We start from the raw sequence: 20,800 nt of genomic DNA on the forward strand, positions 1-20,800 counted from the left end.
GATATCGTCCTTCCACTGCCCTTGCAGTAAATTGGGCCAACTGCTTAGAGTATCCGCCAATCTGGTCGCTGGCGTCCAGCGAACTGCAGTCTCAGAGCCACGCAATGGATACTGAACCTCATGACCGAGCGCGTGTACGGCCCTGGCCCCGACCCCACAGACTTCCGCGTCCACGTCGTGTCACAGGCCATCCGGCTATTCGCCGAGAACGGGTACGAAGCGACCACTGTCGAGCAGATCGCGTCGGCAGCTGGTGTGTCGCGTCGTACATTCTTCCGCCAATTCCGCTCGAAGGAGGACGTGATCTTCGCCGATCACGAATCGTTGTTGCAGCAGGCCTCGGACTCCCTGTCTTCGGAGTCCGACGACCCGTGGGCGGCGGTGTGCGAGACTGCGAGCCTTGTGTTCGACCGGTTCCGTGAGAACCGCGAACTGTCGGCCCGCCGGTACCATGTGGTGCAACGCGTCCCCGCCCTGCGCGACCGGGAGATCGTCACCGGCGACCGCTACGAACGGTCTTTCGTCGACTACCTACGCGGCGCCGCTCCCACCGAACCGGTGCTGAAGGTGATCGGATTTGCGGCCGCCGTCACTGCGTGCCACAACTTCCTGCTCCGGAACATGATCAGGGGCGATCCCGGCGCCACGGCCGACGAACTCGAGCGCGCCCTGCTCGACGTGCGTCGAACGTTTGGAGTGGCCCCCGGTGCGCCGATGCAGGACAGGGACGCCGTGCTGGTCGTATCGTATCCACCCGGCACCCCTGTCGAAGAGATCACCGGACAGATCACGACACAGTTGTCCGAGCGTCGCGGATGAGCGGACCGGTGACTACGACCACCCTGGACTGGCACTCAGTGCCGTGGTTGACTGCTCTGTACTGGCGGCGGTATGCCGACTACACGCTTGCAGCTCGCCTGAGCGAGAGCAGAATCTGGCACGTAGTGCCAGTCAGGCTCGGTGTCGCCGAGACTGAACAACAAGACTGAACAAGGAGCGCCCCATGGCCGGAAATCCGGACTTCGATCTGTTCAAGCTCGGTGACGAGCACGACGAACTACGGTCCGCGATCCGCGCGCTCTCCGAGAAGGAGATCGCGCCCTACGCGAAGGAAGTGGACGAGGACGCCCGCTTCCCTGAGGAAGCCCTCACCGCCCTGGTTAACTCAGGGTTCAATGCCATCCACGTACCCGAGCAGTACGACGGCCAAGGCGCCGATTCCGTCGCCACCTGCATCGTCATCGAAGAGGTCGCTCGCGTGTGCGGATCCTCCTCGCTGATCCCCGCCGTGAATAAACTCGGCACCATGGGCCTGATCCTCAACGGCTCCGAAGAACTCAAGCAGCAGGTCCTTCCGCAGCTGGCTTCCGGCGAGGCGATGGCGTCGTACGCGCTGTCCGAGCGCGAGGCCGGTTCCGACGCCGCGAGCATGCGCACCCGGGCTAAGGCCGAGGGTGACGACTGGATCCTCAACGGCTCCAAGTGCTGGATCACCAATGGCGGCAAGTCCAGCTGGTACACCGTCATGGCGGTGACCGACGTCGACAAGGGCGCCAACGGCATTTCCTCCTTCATGGTCCACGAAAGCGACGAAGGATTCGTCGTAGGACCGAAGGAGAAGAAGCTCGGCATCAAGGGTTCGCCTACCGCCGAACTCTACTTCGAGAACTGCAAGATCCCCGGCGACCGCATCATCGGCGAACCGGGCACCGGCTTCAAGACCGCGCTGCAGACTCTCGACCACACCCGGCCCACCATCGGCGCGCAGGCCGTTGGTCTCGCTCAGGGTGCGCTCGACGCCGCCATCGCCTACACCAAGGACCGCAAGCAGTTCGGCAAGTCCATCAGCGACTTCCAGGCTGTTCAGTTCATGCTCGCCGACATGGCGATGAAGGTCGAGGCAGCACGGCTGATGGTCTACACGTCCGCCGCCCGCGCCGAGCGTGGCGAGAAGAACCTCGGGTTCATCTCCGCCGCCGCCAAGTGCTTCGCGTCTGACGTCGCGATGGAAGTCACCACCGACGCCGTACAATTGTTCGGCGGCGCCGGCTACACCACCGACTTCCCCGTCGAGCGCATGATGCGTGACGCCAAAATCACCCAGATCTACGAAGGAACCAACCAGATTCAGCGCGTCGTGATGTCGCGTGCGCTCTTGAAGTAGTCGCATCGCAAGTAGCGCATCAGGCAAATTGCGGGTTAGAAGGAGAATCGTGGAGCTAGTAGGTGTGATCGGCGGCGGCACGATGGGTGCCGGCATCGCCGAGGTATGTATCAAGGCGGGGAGTTCAGTCCTCATCCTCGAGACCAGGCCGGACTTCGCCGAGGCAGCGCAGGCGCGGATCGAGAAGTCCCTGGCCCGTGGCGTCAAGGCCGGGAAAATCGAGCAGGCCAACGCGGACGCGGCACTAGCCCGCGTGCGGGTCACCCTCGACATCGAGGAATTTGCGGACCGTGACCTCGTGATCGAGGCTGCACCGGAGATCGAGTCCCTCAAGGTCGACCTCTTCCAAAAGCTCGACAAGATCGTCAAACCGTCGGCCATCCTGGCGTCCAACACTTCGTCCATCCCGCTGATCAAGATGGCCAACGCCACGCAGCGGCCCGGGCAGGTCGTAGGTGTCCACTTCTTCAATCCGGTGCCGGTGATGCCGCTGGTGGAGATAGTGGTCAGCCTCGTCACGTCGGAGGAGACCGTCGCCGCGGTCACCGATTACGCGAAGAACACGCTTGGCAAGAAGACGGTGCGCGCAGGCGATCGCGCGGGCTTCATCGTGAATGCACTGCTCATTCCGTATCTCACATCGGCCGTTCGGATGCTCGAGTCGGGTTATGCGACCGCCGAGGACATCGACGAGGCTATGAAGGGTGGCTGCGGCTACCCGATGGGCCCGCTGACGTTGATCGACACCGTCGGTCTCGACATCACCCTCGCGGCTGCGGAGTCGTTGTACGCGGAGTTCGCCGAGCCGCACTACGCTCCACCGACGCTGCTCAAGCGCAAGGTGGACGCCGGACACCTTGGGAAGAAGAGCGGCAAGGGCTTCTACGACTACAACTGATCCAGTACCACTGCTATGCCGTGACGGCGTCGGAGGTGAACCGGGTTGCCCTGGTCCGAGAGTGTGATGTGGCCGCCCAGCCCTCGGTGGGTGGGCGGCCACATCACATGCGTGGAGACCAGGTCAGGACGGCCAGTCGATACTGCCCAAACTCCCCCAAGGGGCGGACGGCTCGGCTGTGATGTCGAGAGTGACATCGAGGACCGCGTCGTCACCGACACCGTTGGATGCGGTCACCGTGAAGGTGTACGTCCCGGCGGTGGTCGGGGTACCGGACAGGACACCCTGCTCGGTCAACGTCAGGCCGTCGGGCAGCGCACCCGCTGTGACTGCGGTGGTGGGGGCGGGTTCTCCGGTGAGGCTGAAGGTGTACTCGAAGGGCTGGCCCTCGACCCCGGCCGGCGGTGTGCCGGTGATTGCAGATGGTGTCTTGCCGATCGCAATCACCGATACCGTCTTGTCGCCAAAGTTGGCACTGTAGGCGTGGGTGCCGTCCTTGGTGATCGCCAGCCCGTACGGTTCCGAGCCCACGGGGACGGTGCCGGTGACGGCGTTGGTGGCGGTGTCGATCACCGATACCGAACCGCTTTCCCGGTTGGTGATGTAGGCGTAGGCGCCATCCCCGGTGATCGCGACCCCGAACGGAGCCTCGCCGACCGGAACGGTGGCGGTGACCGCGTTGGTGGCGGTGTCGATCACCGACACCGAGTCGCTCCACATATTGACGATGTAAGCGCGGGCGCCGTCCGGGGTGATCGCCACCCCACGGGGCTGCGCGCCGACCGGAACGGTGGCGGTGACCGCGTTGGTGGCGGTGTCGATCACCGACACCGATTCGCCCGAGAAGTTGGTGATGTAGGCGTGGGTGCCGTCCGGGGTGATCGCCACCCCGTCCGGATTCGTGCCGACTGGGACGGTGGCGGTGACCGCGTTGGTGGCGGTGTCGATCACCGACACCGATTCGCCGAAAAAGTTGGCAGTGTAGGCGCGGGTGCCGTCCGGGGTGATCGCCACACCGTGAGGTCCCGGGTCGACCCGGATGGTGTCGGTGACCGCGTTGGTGGCGGTGTCGATCACCGACACCGAGTTCCCGTTGGCGACGTAGGCGTGGGCCGCGTCCGGGGTGATTGCCACCGCCAACGGTCCCTCGCGGACCGGGATGGTGGCGACGACTGTGTCTGCGGTTGCCGGCGCGACAGCAGAGGTGAACAGGAGTGTGGCTGCGGCGAGAACGGTACCGCCGAGTGCCGCCGATGCCCGCGGAAGTCTGGCGAGCGAGCGTGGCCGATCAGTGGTGGCCATCTATGGTGTGCCCCTTCCTGCAGAATCCGCACCTGCGGCGCGGAGTGGCCACGAGAGGCAACCACAATCGGAACATAACTCACATCTGTCCCAATTGTCCCAAATTGGAACTATCTGGCGGATAGCGGATTCCGTACACAGCAACATAATTCGAGCAGTTCGAGCATGTGAGGGAACGCCCGTGAGGACTGGGGAACACGACGAGCCCGCCGGTGACAGTCGGCCGACTGCAGACGAAGGGACATTCACGCTGATGGTCATCGGAGAGATCTTCACGGTCAGGATCCGGCCGGACAACACGTCCGACTACACATGGGAATCCGGACCGAATAAGGCGTACGGCTTCTCCAGTTCGCGGCGCGTTGCCGGCGACCCATCCGCGGCGTGCCCCGCACCTACCGTGGACGAGCACCGAGAGTCGATCCGCGACTTTCTCGGTCTGATCAACCCTGAGACGGGTTACATCGGAGATTGAGTCGTCCTGATGGAAGCCCGGGAACATCAGACGCGGCCGATGTTTCATGCGACCAGTACGTCAGGAACGCTCTCCATAGACTCGGAACAGGACTTCTACCGCTTGACCGCATACCCCATGTACGAGTTGGCCGTACTCCTGATCTGCCCGAAGTCGAGTCGGCGGCTCAACTCTCCGTAGCTGAGGCGACTGCCGCCCACCCGTACGAGGTCGAGCAGCCGGAGAGGATTTTTCGATCGCGGCCCGAGTCCGACAATCTGGCCGAGTCGTAGACCGTGACGCTCCATTGCCGACGCCAGTTCCGCGGGCCGGACGAACATCGACCATTCGTGAATGGGTGTGTCGAACACCCTGGTCAGCCGCCACTCCTGAAGGATCTTGATCGCCACGAGCTTGCTGATGAACGTGCGGTTGACGGTGTCGAAGAGGTAGAGACCGCCGGGCTTCAGGGCACGTGAGGTCTCGGCGATCACAGCCTCGAGATCCGATACGTGCTCGAGGACGTCGCAGCAGTAGGCGACGTCGAATGTGGCGTCCGGGACTGGCAACCGTTCCCCCGCACCGATCCGGTACTCGATCTCGAGTGCCGAGGCGGCGGCGTGGCGGCGGGCGGTATCAACCGACACCGGCGACGGGTCGACACCGACCACCCGACACCCGATGCGGGTGAACTCCTCCGCAAGGAACCCACCGCCCGAACCTATATCGAGGGCTCGGAGGCCTGTGAAATCGGGGCCCGTGTAGTTGCGGCCGGCGAAATCACGGCCGGTGCGTTCGCCGAGCACCTTGCGGAAGTACGCGAAGCGCCCCGGGGTCATGCTTCCGTGCAGCAGGTTCAGTGGGTTGTCTTCGTCCCACCACGACTCACCAACGCGGTTGTATACGTCGTTGTCGATTCCCACAGGACCACCTCTGTCCGTCGAGCGTCTACATGATCGACAGCATGCCCTCTACTGCGCGCGCGTCACGTCTTAAGGATCCGGAGCTATCAAGGGTTGCGGTACTTCCTGCGCCAACTCGTCCAGCGTTGGCATCTCGCCCAACGGCAGCAACTCGCCCAACTCCAACTCGTCCAACTGTGGCAAGTCCTTGTGGAGGACGAAGCTGCCAATCGGGATGTCGTTGATGTAGAAACTGCCCTCGTAGGATCCGTCTGGTTTCAGAGTGAACCGGTCGGTCAGGAAACTCAGGCCCGCTGGACTGTAGTCGGTGACAATTTCACCGTTCACGTCCCGAAAGGTCATACCGAAGAGATATGGGAAGTCCCCATTGAAGTTGTCTATCACCGTTCCGTACCCGAAGGTCTTTCCCTTCCAGATCAGGTCGGCGAAGGGAAGGTCGGAAAATCCCTGATACGTTCCGAGGGGCAGTGCGGTCGCAATCGGAATTGCGGCCGGATCTGTGACCACCGATTCGAACGGCATTGGGACGGAGTCTCCCGCGACCGGTCCGAATGGCATCGGGCCCAGGTCTACCGTGAGCGGCCCGGACTGCACCGGGTCCGGATCCGCCACGGCTGTCCCAGTACCGACGAAACACAAGCCCCCCGCTGCAACGGCTCCGAGGGCGACCTTGCGCATCATGTCCATGAGTTCTCCGTCTATCGCGGTATGGATGGCGGAAGTGTCGCACAATCCGGAACCCCACGGTGTCCAGAAGCGATCTCTGAGACGCTTTCGTATCCTGTTTGGGTGGCAGCTTCAGATACCGACCATACAAGCGTTCGGGTCGACAGCTGGATCTGGGCGGTCCGACTGTTCAAGACTCGGTCGGCTGCGGCTGCGGCGTGCCGTTCGGGCCATGTGCGTGTCAACGGCACCACCGCTAAACCCGCGCAACCCGTCAAGATCGGCGATGACGTGCGAATCCGTGCCGCCGGGACCGAGCGCATCGTGGCCGTCACCCGTCCGATCGCCAAGCGCGTGGGAGCGGGAGTGGCCGTCGAATGTTTCACCGACAACACACCACCGCCCCCGCCACGCGAAGTGCTGGAGTCACTTCCCCGACGCGATCGCGGAGCAGGCCGGCCCACCAAACGGGAACGCCGAGAGATGGACCGGCTCCGCGGTCTGTGACGATGGACCGCGGTGCGGTCGGTGACACTGGACAGCGGTGCGGTCGGTGACACTGGACAGCGGTGCGGTCGGTGACACTGGACAGCGGTGCGGTCGGTGACGATGGACCGCGGTGCGGTCGGTGACTCAGGCCGGCGCGTGGCTCAGGATGTGCAGCGCTGACGGGACCGCCTCGATCGTCACCGGTAGGGGCCCGACCCTGTCGCCGTCCGCGTAGGCGGTGATGTCGTCGCACTGCAACCGCACACTGCGCGAACGGTAGGTCTGCACGTCGGGCAGCTCCACATGCGTGCCCTTGTAGACCCGCGGGAACAGCCGAATCAGCCTCGATCGACGACCGTACTCGACGACCGTGACATCGAGCAGACCGTCAGTCTTGTCCGCGTTCGGGCAGATCTGCATTCCGCCACCGTACGAGCGGCCGTTGCCGACGGCGACGAGCGTGGCGTCGACCTTCACCGTCTCCTCGTCCAACTCGATCTCGTAATGCAGGGGCTTGAGCTTCGTGAGTTCCACGAGCATCGCCAGGTTGTACCGCATCGGCCCCTTCGGCCACGACATCCGGTTGGCCCGATCCGTGCACAGCGAATCGAAACCGCTGGCAATGATGGTGCCCGCCCACACGACCGAACCATCGGTGAGCGTGATCCGGGCGAGGTCGGATTCCTGCACCTCACCGTCGGCGATCACATCCGCCGCAGCGGCGGGGTCGTCGACGGGGATACCGAACTCACGCGCATGGTCGTTGCCCGTCCCTGCCGGGATCAGCCCGATCGGCACCCCGGACTGTGCGGCCGCCTGCAACCCGATGCTGATCGCACCGTCGCCGCCCACCACGACGAGTGCGTCGGTGCCCTCATCGATGGCCCGCCGGGCCAGTGTGCGGGCATGATCGGCGTCCGTCCCGATGATTTCGGTGACCGCGACTCCCCGCTCACGCAGGCGCGCGACGCCCTTGCGACCGGCGGTCGGTCCGTTGCCGTGCCCGGCCAGCGGGTTGATCAGGACGGTGACCTTCTCGATCGCCTTCTGTTCGCTCATGGAATCAACTTGCCCGGGTTGAGGATTCCCGCAGGATCGACGGCGTTCTTGACCGCACGCAGGACCGTGACGCCCAGGTCGCCGATCTCGTCCCGCATCCACGGGCGGTGATCGACGCCGACCGCATGGTGGTGGGTGATCGTTCCGCCGGCGGCGATGATCGCGTCACCGGCGGCGGTCTTGGCCTTGCTCCACTGGGCGATCGGGTCGTCGTTCTGCGCGCACACGATGGTGAAGTACAGCGACGCACCCGTCGCGTACGTGTGCGAGATGTGGCACAACACCAGCGGCGGGGTCCCCTGCCCGGACAACGACTCGGTCAACGCCGTCGTGACCGCGGCACGCAACGTCGCGAGGTTGCCCCAGCGAGTTGCCGTTTCGAGGGTCTCGGCCAGCGCACCCGCATCGAGCAGGGCGTCGCGCAGGTAGGGGGCGTCGTAACGGCCGTGTTCCCAACCGTTTCCGGGTTCCTCGCCGAGCGAGGTCGCACCGTTGGCCTGCAGGACGGTGCGGGCCTCGGCCACCCGCTCCGCGGTGTGTTCGGCAGTGCCCTCGAACGTGGTGATCGCCAGGCAGCCGCCGGTGACGGTCTCATCGCCGATCTTGTCGTGGGTGGCGAGGTTGACGCCCGTCTCGGCCTCGTCGGACAGTCGCAGCACGGTCGGCACCGCGCCTTCCTGCCGGAGGGCGCGCAGTGCTGCCGCGCCGGTCTCGAAGTCGGGGAAGCGCCACCCCTCGCGGACAACGGACTCCGGGACCGGGTGCACCTGCACGCGGACCTGGGTGATGACGCCGAGGGTTCCCTCGGATCCGACGAACAACTCGCCGAGGTCCGGACCCGCGGCGGACGCCGGTGCACGCCCGGTGTCGAGAATGCCTGCGGGGGTCACCACCCGCAGACCCTGCACCATGTCTTCGAACCGGCCGTAACCTGCGGAAGCCTGGCCCGAGGAGCGGGTTGCTGCGAATCCGCCGATGGTCGCGAACATGAAACTCTGCGGGAAATGCCCCAGCGAGAAGCCGCGTGCGCCGAGTAGTTCCTCTGCGGCCGGGCCGGACAGTCCCGCCCCCAGGGTCGCGATTCCGGAGTCGATGTCGAGGTCGATCAGCGAGTCGAACCTGCGTAGGTCCAGCGAGAGGACTGCGTCGAACTTCTCACGCACCGGGTCGAGTCCGCCCACAACGCTGGTACCGCCGCCGAACGGCACGACGGCGATCGAGTTGTCGGCGCAGTATCCGAGGATCTCGGTGACTTCTGCCTCGGTACCCGGGGTGACCACGACGTCGGGGGCGTTCTGCGTTTCGGTGCTGCGACGACGCAGCATGTCGAGCGTGCTCTTACCACCGGCCCTCAACAGTCGATCATCGTGTTCGGTGCTGCAGAACTTCTCGCCGACAATCCCGGCGAGCGCCGCAAGTTGCCCTTCGGATACCGCGCTCGGAGCCAGGACCACGTTTGCTGCTACGCGGTCGGGAGTCTCCCGAATCGTGACCCCGAGGGCTTGCCGTAGCAGGCCCTTGATGCCGTCCGAGAGAACCTTGCGCTTCTCCGGTGCGCCCCAGGCATCCCACTTCATCGGGGGTGCGGTCAGGACGGCTTGATCTTCGGATCGCTCATTGCTCATGCGTTGTAGTGTTACACATCGTGCAAGAGTGTAACTAGGCCCTCCAGCGACCGCTGCGTTCTCGCCACACCTGACGAATAGGCCGCAACACCACTCCCATCTGCTTGCGCACCTTCCTTCGCGTCACGAGCACCCCCACGATCGCCACGCCCCAGACCGGGTACTGCACCAGCCATGCCACACGGAATGCGTCGAATGAATATCCGCCCATCACCTCGAGGATGATGCCCATCGCTTGAATCACCAGCAACGACGCAAGGAACCCGCCGATATTGACCATTCCCTGAGCGGTTCCCATGCTGGTGTTGGGATTGAACATGCGGGCATAGTCGAATCCGATCATCGAACCCGGGCCACCCACCGAGATCACCATCACCAGGAGCACCAGCAACCAACTCGGCGCCGGACCCGGTAGCGCCAGCACAATGGTCCACATCACCGCGCTGCTGATGATGATCGACAGCACCAGATACGAACGGCGCATCGGAAAGCGGCCACTGAGAATGCCGATGACCGGGCCCGCGACAATCGCCGACAGTACTGACAGCGTGAGCAGTGAACCCGCTTCCGCCGGGGACAGTCCTTGCGCCGATCTCAGGTACGGGATGCCCCACAGCAGGGCGAAGGTTGTCGTCGAGAACTGCGTTCCCATGTGGGTGAAGAATCCGAGCCTGGTGCCGGGCCGCCCCCACACCAGGCGGATCTGCTTGCCCACCTCCCGCAATCCCGCGGGTGCGGCGACTGGCTCGAGTCCGGGCGGGGCGTTCCGGATGACGGTCAGGGACAGTACGAAGGCCAGCATCCCCAGTGACGCCGCGCTGCCGTATGCGAAACTCCAACCCGGCCCGTTCAACAACAGCATCAGCGGCAAGGCCGACAGGATCTGGCCGAGTTGGCCGAAGATTCCGGTCAGCTGCGATACGAGCGGGACCCGTCGCGGCGCAAACCACTGCGGCACCAGACGCAGCACCGAGATGAATGTCAGCGCATCGCCAACCCCGACGAGAACACGGGCGGCGTACGCAAGCGGCAACGATTCGGTGAATGCGAGCATCATCTGCGCTGATGCCATGATCAGCGCGCCCGACGCGATCATGGCCCGCGAACCGTACCGATCCAGCAGCGCGCCGGCCGGGATCTGCATCCCTGCGTACACCACTATCTGCAAGACGACGAAACCCGACAGCACGCTCGGACTGATCGAGAATCGTTCCGCGGCCACCAGACCGGACACACCGAATGAGGTGCGCTGCAGCACGGCCACGATATACGCGGCGACACCGACACCCCACACCAACCACACTCTGTTCATCGCAGATCAAATTACCCCCCAACAGGGGTTTTCCGCTGGTTGAGATCACTCCCGACGGCGCGCGCGCCGATACAGATCGACTGGACGGTCACTGGCGGTGAGGTCTTCATCTTGTGTCCGGCGTGGAGGTTCGCGCCTACTCTGGGACGCATGACTATTCCGGATCCAAAGCCCCGCAGCCGCGACGTTACCGACGGACTCGAGAAGACCGCTGCGCGCGGAATGCTCCGTGCGGTAGGCATGGGCGACGACGACTGGGGTAAATCACAGATCGGCGTCGCCTCGTCCTGGAACGAGATCACACCCTGCAACCTGTCCCTGGACCGGCTTGCAAAGGCCGTCAAAGACGGCGTCCACGCCGCCGGCGGCTACCCCCTCGAATTCGGCACCATCTCCGTCTCCGACGGCATCTCGATGGGCCACGAGGGCATGCACTTCTCGCTGGTGTCACGAGAGGTGATCGCCGACAGCGTCGAGACGGTGATGCAAGCCGAGCGCCTCGACGGGTCCGTGCTGCTGGCGGGCTGCGACAAGTCGTTGCCCGGCATGCTGATGGCAGCGGCCCGCCTCGATCTCGCGAGTGTGTTCCTCTACGCCGGTTCGATCCTGCCTGGCGTCGCGAAGATGTCCGACGGCACCGAGCGTGATGTCACCATCATCGATGCGTTCGAAGCGGTCGGTGCCTGCGCTCGCGGTCTGATGAGTCGCGAGGACGTCGACGCCATCGAACGTGCGATCTGTCCCGGCGAGGGCGCCTGCGGCGGGATGTACACCGCGAATACCATGGCCAGCGCCGCCGAGGCGCTCGGGATGTCACTACCGGGCAGCGCGTCTCCGCCCGCGACCGACCGCCGCCGTGACGGATTCGCGAGGCGCAGCGGTGAGGCCGTCGTCGAACTCCTCCGCCGTGGCATCACCGCCCGGGATGTCCTCACCAAGGAAGCGTTCGAGAACGCCATCGCCGTCGTCATGGCGTTCGGCGGATCCACCAACGCCGTCCTGCACCTGCTGGCTATCGCCCACGAGGCCGAGGTGGAACTGACACTCGACGACTTCTCACGGGTCGGTTCCCGCGTCCCACACCTGGCGGACGTCAAACCGTTCGGCAAGCACGTGATGCAGGACGTCGACCACATCGGCGGCGTCCCCGTCGTCATGAAAGCTTTGCTCGACGCCGGATTGATGCACGGCGACTGCCTCACCGTCACCGGCAAGACCATGGCCGAGAACCTGTCTGATATCACACCGCCCGACCCCGACGGCAAGGTGCTGCGCGCGATGAGTTCACCGATCCACCCCACCGGGGGAATCACGATCCTGAAGGGTTCCCTCGCCCCGGGTGGCGCGGTCGTGAAGTCCGCCGGCTTCGATTCCGACGTCTTCACCGGCACCGCCCGCGTCTTCGAACGCGAACGGGCCGCTATGGACGCTCTCGAAGACGGCACCATCACGAGCGGCGACGTCGTCGTGATCCGCTATGAAGGACCCAAGGGTGGTCCCGGCATGCGCGAGATGCTCGCGATCACCGGTGCGATCAAGGGCGCCGAACTGGGTAAGGACGTGCTCCTACTGACCGACGGACGCTTCTCCGGCGGCACCACCGGCCTCTGCGTCGGGCACGTCGCGCCGGAGGCGGTCGACGGTGGCCCGATTGCGTTCGTCCAGGACGGGGACCAGATCCGGTTGGACGTCAGCAAGGGCACACTGGACATACTCGTCGACGAAGAAGAGTTCGCTGCTCGTCAAAACGGATGGGAACCCCTTCCCCCGCACTACACCCGCGGCGTCCTCGCCAAATACACGAAACTCGTCGGCTCCGCCTCGTCCGGCGCGGTCTGCGGTTAGGCGCCATACAGGAAAAGCAAACGAGTCCTCTGGAAGCAAGTGGCGCACGGAACTGTCGTTCCGTGCGCCATGGAGAGGAGCCATACGCGGGTGTAGCGCTGTGGATCGTCGAACAACGGGATTGTCGAACAGCGTCAGTGGAATTCAGTCGAACCGATGGAGAACAGCACCCCTAGACGGGCTGGAATCCCGCTCCGGGACCGCCGTTCGCGTTCATGTCATTGACGATCGCGCTCAACGTGGTACCGATCTCCGGGCCGATACACGGTGCGGCCAGGTATGCATTGACCATGGCCACCAGCGTCGTCCCGACCACCATCGGCGCACCCGAGTCGCCCTCGATCACGCAGGCCTGGGTCCATGTTTCGTGCGATTGCAAGAGATCGCCGTAGACGATACCGCAGGTGTTACCCGTGGTCCGGCCTTCCTTACACGCAATCTGAGGGAAGGTCGCCGGAGCACCGATCTCGGTAATAGTGACGCCGCCAACGCTGTTCACCGGGGTGACCTTCGCTGGATCGAACTGGATCACCGCATAGTCGAGAGCGGGATTGGAGACGACGAACTGACCGACGACGCCGCTGTCCGGATTCGCCTCCGACACGACTTGCGCACCCACCTCACCACAGTGCCCCGCTGTCAAGCCGACGAGCCGACCCGAATTGTCGTGACCGATGGTGGTGAGTGAACAGAGCAGTTCGTCATTCACCACGAGCCCCGAACCGCCGCCCATAACAGCGGCCGGAGCTGCTACTGAGGACCCAACTGCGACGAAACCAAGAATTCCCGCCGTCACTGCGACAACCGCTGCGAATCGCTTCAACATTTTCAAACCTTCCAGGAATGAGCCCCGACGGCCGCGTGCCTCCCTCTCAGAATCCCACCCTACGCAAGGCTGGTGCGGCGGAATGGCGATGTAGAATTACCAACTTGATGACTATCCGGTGATCACTCGCCGGTGCCGAGCGCCTCCAGCGCTTTGCGAGCGTCCTCCAGTTGCCGGCTCAACTCGTCCACACGGGCCGCGGCGAGGTTGCGCGCCGCGACGATGACTGACTCCACTGCCTCGATCGCCGAATCTTCTCCGAGTTCTCGAACTGCACGCTCGACGGCTTCCGGCGAGACGGGAATCGCCTTGCCTGGTCTCTTCGCTCCGGTCGCGACGGTGACGCTCCAGTCGTTGTCGGTGCCGGCGTGAATGGTCACGCTCAGTCCCGCGGGTACCTTCTTGCCGGTGCGTCGCGATGGTGCCGCGGCGGGGTTCGGAACGGCGGCTGGGTGAGGTGTCGCGGCGGTCTTGACTGTGGGCTCCTTTGGAGCGGCGGGCGGTCCGGGCTCGATCTCCTGATGCACGACCGGCGCTGCCACGGCCTCGGGCTTGGGCGCCGGAATTCGTCTCATCAGAAGCTCCTCTGCTTCGAAAGGAAGCTCGTCGTCCACCCCCTTAGGTCGAATCACTATCGTATTGCCTTGCACTGAAATGACTTTCGCCGAGGCTCCAGCCTCTAGCGCAAGGCTGGGCATAGCCTCGCGCAGATACACGGTTGCCCGCTTGCCTTCCTCGATCGCGGCAGTGAGGGCCTCGAGATTCTCCGCGGTCAGGTGATCCGGTGCGGCGGCATCGGAACGTCTACGGGGCGGCATTCGATGTCCTTTCTGGGTTGTCTCTTGATTGCGCTCGTAAGCCTCGCAACTCTTGCACACTGTGCCGACGTTTCCGGCGCTACCCGTCGAGCATCCACGCGCCACGCCGATGACAGCCCCCGATCGAACCTTGCCCTTGCGTCCGCCGTCACAGTAGCGTTGAGTATCAGTTACTTGCCGTCACATTCACTGGACCGCCCCAGCCATTGATCGAGAGGTAGTCATGAAAGCACCGATTGTCGTCTCCGATCGGGAAGAGACCGCCACTCGCCTATTGGCGTCGCCAGCTCGCAAGTCCTACGACCCGATGGTCGAGGTCGATTGGGAAGCACCCATTCCCGATGACAAGTTCGGCCTCACCCCCGAGTGGAGCACGCTGTACGGCACCGCACTGTGGGAAGAGATGACCGACGAGCAGAAGGTCGAACCCACCAAGCACGAGGCCGCCAGCATCTCGAGCGTTGGCCTGTGGTTCGAAATCCTGCTGATGCAAATGCTCCTGCGCGACGTCTATGGCCGCGATAAGCATTCCCGCCACGTCCAGTTCGCCCTCACCGAGGTGGCCGACGAGTGTCGTCACTCCGTAATGTTCGCGCGCGCCGGGGAACGGCTCGGCATGCCGAGTTACGGCCCCCACCCAATGATCCATAAGCTAGGACGCATCTGGGGTGGATTTTTCAAGGGTGCAAACGCTTACGCCAGCGTGATGGCCGCCGAGGAGATCCTCGACATGATGCAGCGCGATTTCATGAAAGACGAGCGCGTTCAGCCCCTCACGCGCACGGTGAGCAGGATCCATATTGTCGAAGAAGCCCGCCACATCCGCTTCGCCCGAGAGGAAGTGGGCCGCCGAATCGAGGGCGCCGGTTGGGTGAGACTCCAGATCGAACGGCTCAACACCGCCGCGGTCGTGTACATCGTCATGAAGAGCATGATTCGCAGCGAGGTCTACGAGAACGCAGGTCTCGACCCGAAGCGGGCCATCGCCGAGGCCAGGAGCAACCGGCACTACAAGGACACCGTTCGTACGTCCGGTTCCAAGCTCATGCAGTTCCTCGACAGCGTCGGTCTCGTCGGTGGCCCATCGAAGCGCCTCTACCAGAGAGTCCACCTCCTCTGAATCGCCCCACTACCGCGCAGGTGGGACACCCGGGCTGAGGTGCCGCTCAGGTTTACGCCCTCTTGCCGCAAGTGTCCCCGGAACGGCGGAAGCCCTCACAATGGCACTACCCCATGTAGATGAGAATCGGCTGCTCGAAGGAGAACACGGTGAGAGAACCACACGTCGTTGCAATCAACGGTAATTCGCCGCAGGCGGACGAAACCGCCTGGGTAGCGCCCACCGCGGCGGTGATCGGTGCCACGACGATCGGCGCGGAGGCCAGTATCTGGTATGGCGCCGTCCTTCGCGCGGATTGCGATTCGATCACTCTCGGCGAAGGCAGCAACATCCAGGACGGAGTGGCGGTACACGTCGACCGGGGATTTCCCGTCACGGTCGGCCGGGGGGTCAGCGTCGGACACAACGCGGTCCTTCACGGGTGCACCGTGGAGGACGGCGCACTCGTAGGCATGGGGGCGACAATTCTCAATGGCGCGGTAGTCGGCGAGGGGGCACTTGTCGCGGCCGGTGCACTGGTACTCGAGGGCACGCGGATTCCAGCTCGTTCGCTTGCCGCTGGTGTGCCGGCGAAGGTGCGTCGAGACCTGACCGACGACGAGGTGGCCCACAACGCCGATAACGCGTCGGTGTACCGTGAACTGGCACAGCAACATCGGTCGGCAGAGGTCATCACCTTCAATGCCCCGTGAGCGGAATTCCCTGCTTCCTCACTCGGGTCGCACGCCGCACAAGTGGCGTGCGGCGGCGACCTGCGAGCATGACTAGCGCGCCTGTGGGGACATGCGAGTACTCACAGCGATGCGATTCCAGGCGTTGATCGTGAGCACCAGCGAGATGAGCTGGGCCAACTCCGTCTCGTCAAAATATTCCTGGGCCCCCTCGTACACCGAGTCGGGGACGAATCCGTCAGTCAAGACGGTGATTGCCTCGGCGAGTGCGAACGCTGCCCGCTCCTTCTCTGTGTAGAGGCCTTGCGCCTCCTCCCAGGCATTGAGCAGGAATAACTTCTGTTCACTGACGCCGATCTTGCGTGCGCCGGCGGTGTGCATGTCGATACACCAGGCGCAGTGATTGATCTGGGAGCAACGGGTGAGTACCAACTCGACCAGTTCCGGCTCGAGCCCCTGCCTCGCTGCAGCGTCGAGAGCGATCATTGCCTTATAGACGGCCGGGGCGTTGCGTGCGAGATCGACTCGGGTCTTGCGCTCTGTGGTGGTCATGCCCGAACACTAGGCGCCTAGTAGCCCAACTTCATGGTTCAATTCGATCATGGAACCTTGGGCCAATTCGGGTTTGGGACGCGACCTCCACCTCGATCTGACCGTGTCCGGCGGCGCCCGTTCGTCCGGCGTACGCGCACATCTGGTTTCCGCACTGCGCGAGTCGATTCGGTCGGGACGGCTTGCCGCCGGCACCACTCTGCCGGCCTCACGCACGCTTGCCGTGGACCTCGGCATCGCCCGAAACACGGTCGCCGAGGCGTATTCCGAACTCGTAGCCGAGGGTTGGCTCACCGCCCGGCAGGGATCTGGAACCCGGGTCGCCGACCGCGCCGGCCAGCCCTCACACGGACCGCGCGCCCACACCACCTCGTCGCCCGGTCCGGCACTGAGCCTGGCGCCGGGTTCGCCCGATGTCGGCGAGTTTCCCCGTACCGCCTGGATTGCATCCGCCCGCCGCGCTCTCAGCGCGGCGCCCAACGAGGCGTTTGGGCACGGCGACCCGCGGGGCAGGATCGAACTCCGTCGCGCTCTGGCCGAGTATCTTTCGCGCGCAAGAGGGGTACGTACCGATCCCGAGCACATCGTGGTCAGCGCGAGTTCCGGGCACGGACTTTGGCTGCTCGCCCGCTCCCTGAAGGGGGCGTTCGCGGTCGAGGAGTACGGGCTACATCTGCATCGTGAACTCCTCTGCGATGCCGGCGTCGTCACCATCCCGATGGAACTCGATAGCCGCGGTGCGCGACCCCCCGATGTCGGGGGACGGCGCCCGTCCGCGGCGCTCCTCACCCCGGCTCATCAATTCCCCACGGGAGGTCCGCTCCACCACAGCAGGAGAACGGCTTTCGTGGAATGGGCGCGCACCACGGGTGGAATCGTGATCGAGGATGACTACGACGGCGAGTTCCGCTACGACCGCCAACCCATCGGGGCCCTGCAAGGCCTGGCGCCCGAACAAGTGGTTTACCTGGGCACCGCAACCAAGTCCCTCTCCCCTGCAATCCGCGTGGGCTGGATGGTGTTGCCGGAAAATCTGATCGACGGCATCCTCGCGGTCAAGGGCATCTACGAGAGATGGGTCAGTGCCACGGATCAACTCACGCTGGCAGACTTCGCCGAGAGTGGTGCGTTCGACCGGCATGTCCGCAGGATGCGCACTTCGTATCGCCGGAGACGCGACACCCTGGTCGCGACCCTCGCCGAACAGGCACCGCACGTGCACGTCACCGGAATCGCGGCGGGTTTGCATGCCGTCCTCGAACTACCTGAAGGAACGGAGACTGCCACGGTAGCTCGGGCGACCGCACTCGGACTCGAGGTCCTGGGCCTGCGCACGTTCCGACACCCGGATGCGGTCACAAATCGGGTCGATGGTCTCGTCGTCGGTTACGGCACACCGTCGTCGAGCCTGTTCGCTGAAACGATCGACGTTCTGTGCCAGGCACTTCCCACCCCCCACTCACCGATTCCCTAGATCATGGCCCGCATCATCCCCCGCGGTTCGCCCCCGAGTTGAGTAAGAGCGCTCGCGTGGTTGGTGGGGCCGGGCACATGGACCGCGTGAGCCAGACCGGCGTGCGCGTCACGCCAGAACCGCTGCATCGGTGTGCTGTAGTGCAGCGCGGCGCCCCCGGCGCGCGCGAAGATCTCGTCCACCGCACGCACCGCACGCCACGCGGCGGCGATCTGGGTTCGTCGGCCGATCGCACGCTCCTCGAACGATATCTCCTTGCCCGCGTCTACCTTGTCGTAGAACCGGTCCGCGGTCTCGATGAGGGATACCCGCGACGCATTGATCTCGGCGGCCGACTCCCCGATCGCACTCAATACGTACGGGTCTTCCTTGATCTTCTGGCCGGTGATCGCCACGCGATCCCTCTGCACAGCGATGTGGCACGCGAGCGCACCCTCGGCGATGCCGATGACGGCAGCCGTGATGCCCAGCGGAAACATGCAGGAGTACGGCATGTTGAACAGCGGTTCCGGCCTTCCCGCCTCCTTCTGAGCGCGTCCGTCCATCACCTTCGACGCATCCAACGTCCGGTAGTTCGGGATGAAGGCCCCGTCGACGATTAGATCCTTGCTTCCCGTTCCGCGCAGACCGATGACGTCCCATGAGTCCTCCACGATCTGGTAATCGGTGCGCGGCAGGATCACGTGCAACGAAGACGGCGGCACGGCGACGCCACCCTCACCGTCGCCGACCATCGCCCCCAGGAACGCCCACTGGCAGTGGTCGGTGCCCGAGGAGAAGGACCATCGCCCCGTCAGAACGTAGCCACCGTCGACTGGGGTCGCGATACCCATCGGTGCGTACGGCGATGCCATCCATGTGTCGTAGTTCTCACCCCAAATCTCGTCCTGCACCTGCGGATTAGCGAAGGCTAGTTCCCATGGGTGCACGCCGACGATCCCAGCAACCCAACCGCTTGCACCGTCGAGCGCCGAAATTCCCATGACGGTTTCGGCGAACTCATGAGGATGCGCCTCGGAGCCGCCGTAGAGCTTGGGCTGCAACAGTCGGATCGCCCCGGACTCGCGCAGAAGTCCCGCAGCGGTATCGGTGAGCCTGCAGGCAGCCTCGGATCGGCCTGCTTGCCCGCGAATCTCTTCGGCGACACCCTCGATCCTGTCGAGAACCTGACCCATCGGGACTCCCTTTCACCGAAAGTGGAACACGTTCTAGACAATATAGCTCCAAGAAAAGGGTTCCAAGACGAACCGGTTACCGCAACTTGAAAGTTTGTATCGCCTAACTCTATAGTCCGGAGAGACGAATCATCTGGCAGACCCGCGCGATCACGATCAGGAGACCAGTGAGTATCGAGGCCCCCAGTCCCCTCCTCCCTCGCCGCACCACGCGCAAGGGCAGTTTGCGCGGGATCGCGCTGCTCGGACCCGCCTTCGTGGCGTCCATCGCCTACGTCGACCCCGGAAATGTGGCTGCCAACCTCACTGCGGGTGCGAAGTACGGATATCTGCTCGTCTGGGTCCTCGTCCTCGCCAATGCCATGGCTGTGCTGGTGCAGTACCTGTCCGCCAAGCTCGGACTGGTCACCGGCAAGTCGCTGCCCCAGATGCTGGGAACACGCATGCGGACCGGCAACCGACGCGCGTTCTGGCTACAGGCAGAGGCGATGGCGATCGCCACCGACCTCGCCGAGGTGATCGGCGGCGCTATCGCACTCAACCTCCTGTTCGGAGTTCCCCTCTTCCTCGGAGGCCTGATCACCGGGGTCGTGTCGATGGGCATCCTCTCCATCCAGAACCGGCGCGGTCAGCGAACATTCGAGTTCGTGGTGATCGGACTCCTACTGATCATCACCATCGGGTTCCTCACCGGCCTCGCGTATACGGATGTCTCGGGTCCGGGCGCGCTTGCCGGCCTGATGCCGCGCTTCGAAGGTACCGAGACGGTGCTTCTGGCCGCGAGCATGCTCGGCGCCACGGTGATGCCGCACGCGATCTACCTGCACTCCGCACTCGCCCGCGACCGACACGGACACCACCCCGAGGGCCCCCGTCTCTCGCGACTGCTGCGGGCGACGAAGTGGGACGTGGTAGGTGCCCTGATCGTGGCGGGCGCAGTGAACATCGGCATGCTGCTCCTCGCCGCCTCCGCGCTCCGCGGCATTCCCGGCACCGACTCCATCGAAGGCGCACACGCCGCCATCGAGAACTCGCTCGGCCCCACGGTCGCGGTCGTGTTCGCCATCGGCCTGCTGGCTTCGGGTCTCGCCTCCACGTCTATCGGTTGCGCCGCGGGGTCCGAGATCATGTACGGCCTACTGTCGATACGGATCCCGCTGCTGCTGCGCCGCGTGGTCACCCTCATTCCCGCGCTAATCGTGCTGGCGATCGGCGTCGATCCGACCTTCGCGCTCGTCCTCAGCCAGGTGGTACTGAGTCTGTGCATCCCGTTCGCCGTGATTCCGCTCGTACGGATGACGTCGAGTCGTGATCTGATGGGCGTCCACACCAACGCAGCGGCCACCACGATCGCCGCCTGGGTAACTGCCGGGCTGATCGTCATCCTCAACGGGTCGCTGCTCTGGTTGACGTTCGCCGGCTGATCA

General features: G+C 64.3%; 20 protein-coding genes. 10 read left to right on the forward strand and 10 right to left on the reverse strand.

Annotated elements, in window-relative coordinates:
• Positions 1-120 precede the first annotated feature (120 nt).
• The 3 genes from RM2_RS10990 (at position 121) to RM2_RS11000 (ending at position 3,062) form a co-directional block, all read left to right on the forward strand.
• Entirely contained in the window at positions 121-819 is a 699-nt protein-coding gene (locus RM2_RS10990) for a TetR family transcriptional regulator (protein ID WP_072689022.1), read from the forward strand.
• A gap of 184 nt (positions 820-1,003) precedes the next feature.
• Positions 1,004-2,164: an acyl-CoA dehydrogenase gene (locus tag RM2_RS10995; protein WP_072689024.1), complete on the forward strand. Its 1,161-nt coding sequence runs from the start codon at positions 1,004-1,006 to the stop codon at positions 2,162-2,164.
• Between the two features lie 49 nt (positions 2,165-2,213).
• A complete protein-coding gene (locus tag RM2_RS11000) occupies positions 2,214-3,062 on the forward strand; it encodes a 3-hydroxybutyryl-CoA dehydrogenase (protein ID WP_072689026.1) in 849 nt (282 codons plus the stop codon).
• Between the two features lie 123 nt (positions 3,063-3,185).
• Here RM2_RS11000 and RM2_RS11005 read toward each other — a convergent pair whose 3' ends face one another.
• Entirely contained in the window at positions 3,186-4,364 is a 1,179-nt protein-coding gene (locus RM2_RS11005; RefSeq protein ID WP_072689028.1) for a YVTN family beta-propeller repeat protein, read from the reverse strand.
• A gap of 181 nt (positions 4,365-4,545) precedes the next feature.
• Here RM2_RS11005 and RM2_RS11010 point away from each other — a divergent pair, with 181 nt between their 5' ends.
• Positions 4,546-4,839: a hypothetical protein gene (locus RM2_RS11010; RefSeq protein ID WP_072689030.1), complete on the forward strand. Its 294-nt coding sequence runs from the start codon at positions 4,546-4,548 to the stop codon at positions 4,837-4,839.
• Positions 4,840-4,934: 95 nt separating this feature from the next.
• On the opposite strand, the gene ubiG is transcribed toward RM2_RS11010, so the two are convergent.
• Positions 4,935-5,741: a bifunctional 2-polyprenyl-6-hydroxyphenol methylase/3-demethylubiquinol 3-O-methyltransferase UbiG gene (ubiG, locus tag RM2_RS11015; protein WP_072689032.1), complete on the reverse strand. Its 807-nt coding sequence runs from the start codon at positions 5,739-5,741 to the stop codon at positions 4,935-4,937.
• A 69-nt stretch (positions 5,742-5,810) separates the two neighbouring features.
• Entirely contained in the window at positions 5,811-6,428 is a 618-nt protein-coding gene (locus RM2_RS11020) for a hypothetical protein (protein ID WP_072689034.1), read from the reverse strand.
• Positions 6,429-6,530: 102 nt separating this feature from the next.
• Here RM2_RS11020 and RM2_RS11025 point away from each other — a divergent pair, with 102 nt between their 5' ends.
• Positions 6,531-6,914, forward strand: coding sequence for an RNA-binding S4 domain-containing protein (locus RM2_RS11025; protein WP_072689036.1), 384 nt, complete (start codon positions 6,531-6,533; stop codon positions 6,912-6,914).
• 126 nt (positions 6,915-7,040) lie between these two features.
• Here the strand turns inward: RM2_RS11025 and RM2_RS11030 are convergent, their stop codons facing one another.
• Genes RM2_RS11030 through RM2_RS11040 form a run of 3 tightly spaced genes read right to left on the reverse strand, consistent with a single transcriptional unit; the run spans position 7,041 to position 10,892 of the window.
• Entirely contained in the window at positions 7,041-7,955 is a 915-nt protein-coding gene (locus RM2_RS11030; RefSeq protein WP_072689038.1) for a diacylglycerol kinase, read from the reverse strand.
• A complete protein-coding gene (locus tag RM2_RS11035; RefSeq protein WP_072689040.1) occupies positions 7,952-9,580 on the reverse strand; it encodes an FAD-binding oxidoreductase in 1,629 nt (542 codons plus the stop codon). The genes RM2_RS11030 and RM2_RS11035 overlap by 4 nt, the downstream gene beginning before the upstream one ends.
• Positions 9,581-9,614: 34 nt before the next feature.
• Positions 9,615-10,892 carry an MFS transporter gene (locus RM2_RS11040; protein ID WP_072689043.1) on the reverse strand — a complete coding sequence of 426 codons (1,278 nt, stop codon included), beginning with the start codon at positions 10,890-10,892 and terminating at the stop codon, positions 9,615-9,617.
• A gap of 150 nt (positions 10,893-11,042) precedes the next feature.
• Here RM2_RS11040 and ilvD point away from each other — a divergent pair, with 150 nt between their 5' ends.
• Entirely contained in the window at positions 11,043-12,737 is a 1,695-nt protein-coding gene (ilvD, locus tag RM2_RS11045; RefSeq protein ID WP_072689045.1) for a dihydroxy-acid dehydratase, read from the forward strand.
• Positions 12,738-12,909: 172 nt separating this feature from the next.
• On the opposite strand, the gene RM2_RS11050 is transcribed toward ilvD, so the two are convergent.
• Both RM2_RS11050 and RM2_RS11055 read right to left on the reverse strand, forming a co-directional pair.
• Complete coding sequence (locus tag RM2_RS11050; RefSeq protein WP_072689047.1) at positions 12,910-13,563, reverse strand: S1 family peptidase; 654 nt, start codon at positions 13,561-13,563, stop codon at positions 12,910-12,912.
• 122 nt (positions 13,564-13,685) lie between these two features.
• Positions 13,686-14,381: a DUF6319 family protein gene (locus RM2_RS11055; RefSeq protein WP_072689049.1), complete on the reverse strand. Its 696-nt coding sequence runs from the start codon at positions 14,379-14,381 to the stop codon at positions 13,686-13,688.
• A 223-nt stretch (positions 14,382-14,604) separates the two neighbouring features.
• Here RM2_RS11055 and RM2_RS11060 point away from each other — a divergent pair, with 223 nt between their 5' ends.
• Together RM2_RS11060 and RM2_RS11065 are read left to right on the forward strand one after the other, a co-directional pair.
• Entirely contained in the window at positions 14,605-15,501 is an 897-nt protein-coding gene (locus tag RM2_RS11060) for an AurF N-oxygenase family protein (RefSeq protein WP_072689051.1), read from the forward strand.
• A gap of 149 nt (positions 15,502-15,650) precedes the next feature.
• Positions 15,651-16,193: a gamma carbonic anhydrase family protein gene (locus RM2_RS11065; protein WP_218017220.1), complete on the forward strand. Its 543-nt coding sequence runs from the start codon at positions 15,651-15,653 to the stop codon at positions 16,191-16,193.
• A gap of 72 nt (positions 16,194-16,265) precedes the next feature.
• On the opposite strand, the gene RM2_RS11070 is transcribed toward RM2_RS11065, so the two are convergent.
• Positions 16,266-16,724, reverse strand: coding sequence for a carboxymuconolactone decarboxylase family protein (locus RM2_RS11070; RefSeq protein WP_072689053.1), 459 nt, complete (start codon positions 16,722-16,724; stop codon positions 16,266-16,268).
• 49 nt (positions 16,725-16,773) lie between these two features.
• Here RM2_RS11070 and pdxR point away from each other — a divergent pair, with 49 nt between their 5' ends.
• Complete coding sequence (gene pdxR, locus RM2_RS11075) at positions 16,774-18,198, forward strand: MocR-like pyridoxine biosynthesis transcription factor PdxR (protein ID WP_072689054.1); 1,425 nt, start codon at positions 16,774-16,776, stop codon at positions 18,196-18,198.
• Here pdxR and RM2_RS11080 read toward each other — a convergent pair.
• Complete coding sequence (locus tag RM2_RS11080; RefSeq protein ID WP_072689055.1) at positions 18,195-19,373, reverse strand: acyl-CoA dehydrogenase family protein; 1,179 nt, start codon at positions 19,371-19,373, stop codon at positions 18,195-18,197. The genes pdxR and RM2_RS11080 overlap by 4 nt on opposite strands.
• Positions 19,374-19,540: 167 nt before the next feature.
• Between RM2_RS11080 and RM2_RS11085 the strand changes: the two genes are divergently transcribed.
• On the forward strand, positions 19,541-20,797 hold the full coding sequence (locus tag RM2_RS11085) for an Nramp family divalent metal transporter (RefSeq protein WP_072689056.1): 1,257 nt from the start codon (positions 19,541-19,543) through the stop codon (positions 20,795-20,797).
• Positions 20,798-20,800: the final 3 nt, after the last annotated feature.

The organism is Rhodococcus marinonascens NBRC 14363 (assembly GCF_001894885.1).
Taxonomy (GTDB): Bacteria; Actinomycetota; Actinomycetes; order Mycobacteriales; family Mycobacteriaceae; genus Rhodococcus_F; species Rhodococcus_F marinonascens.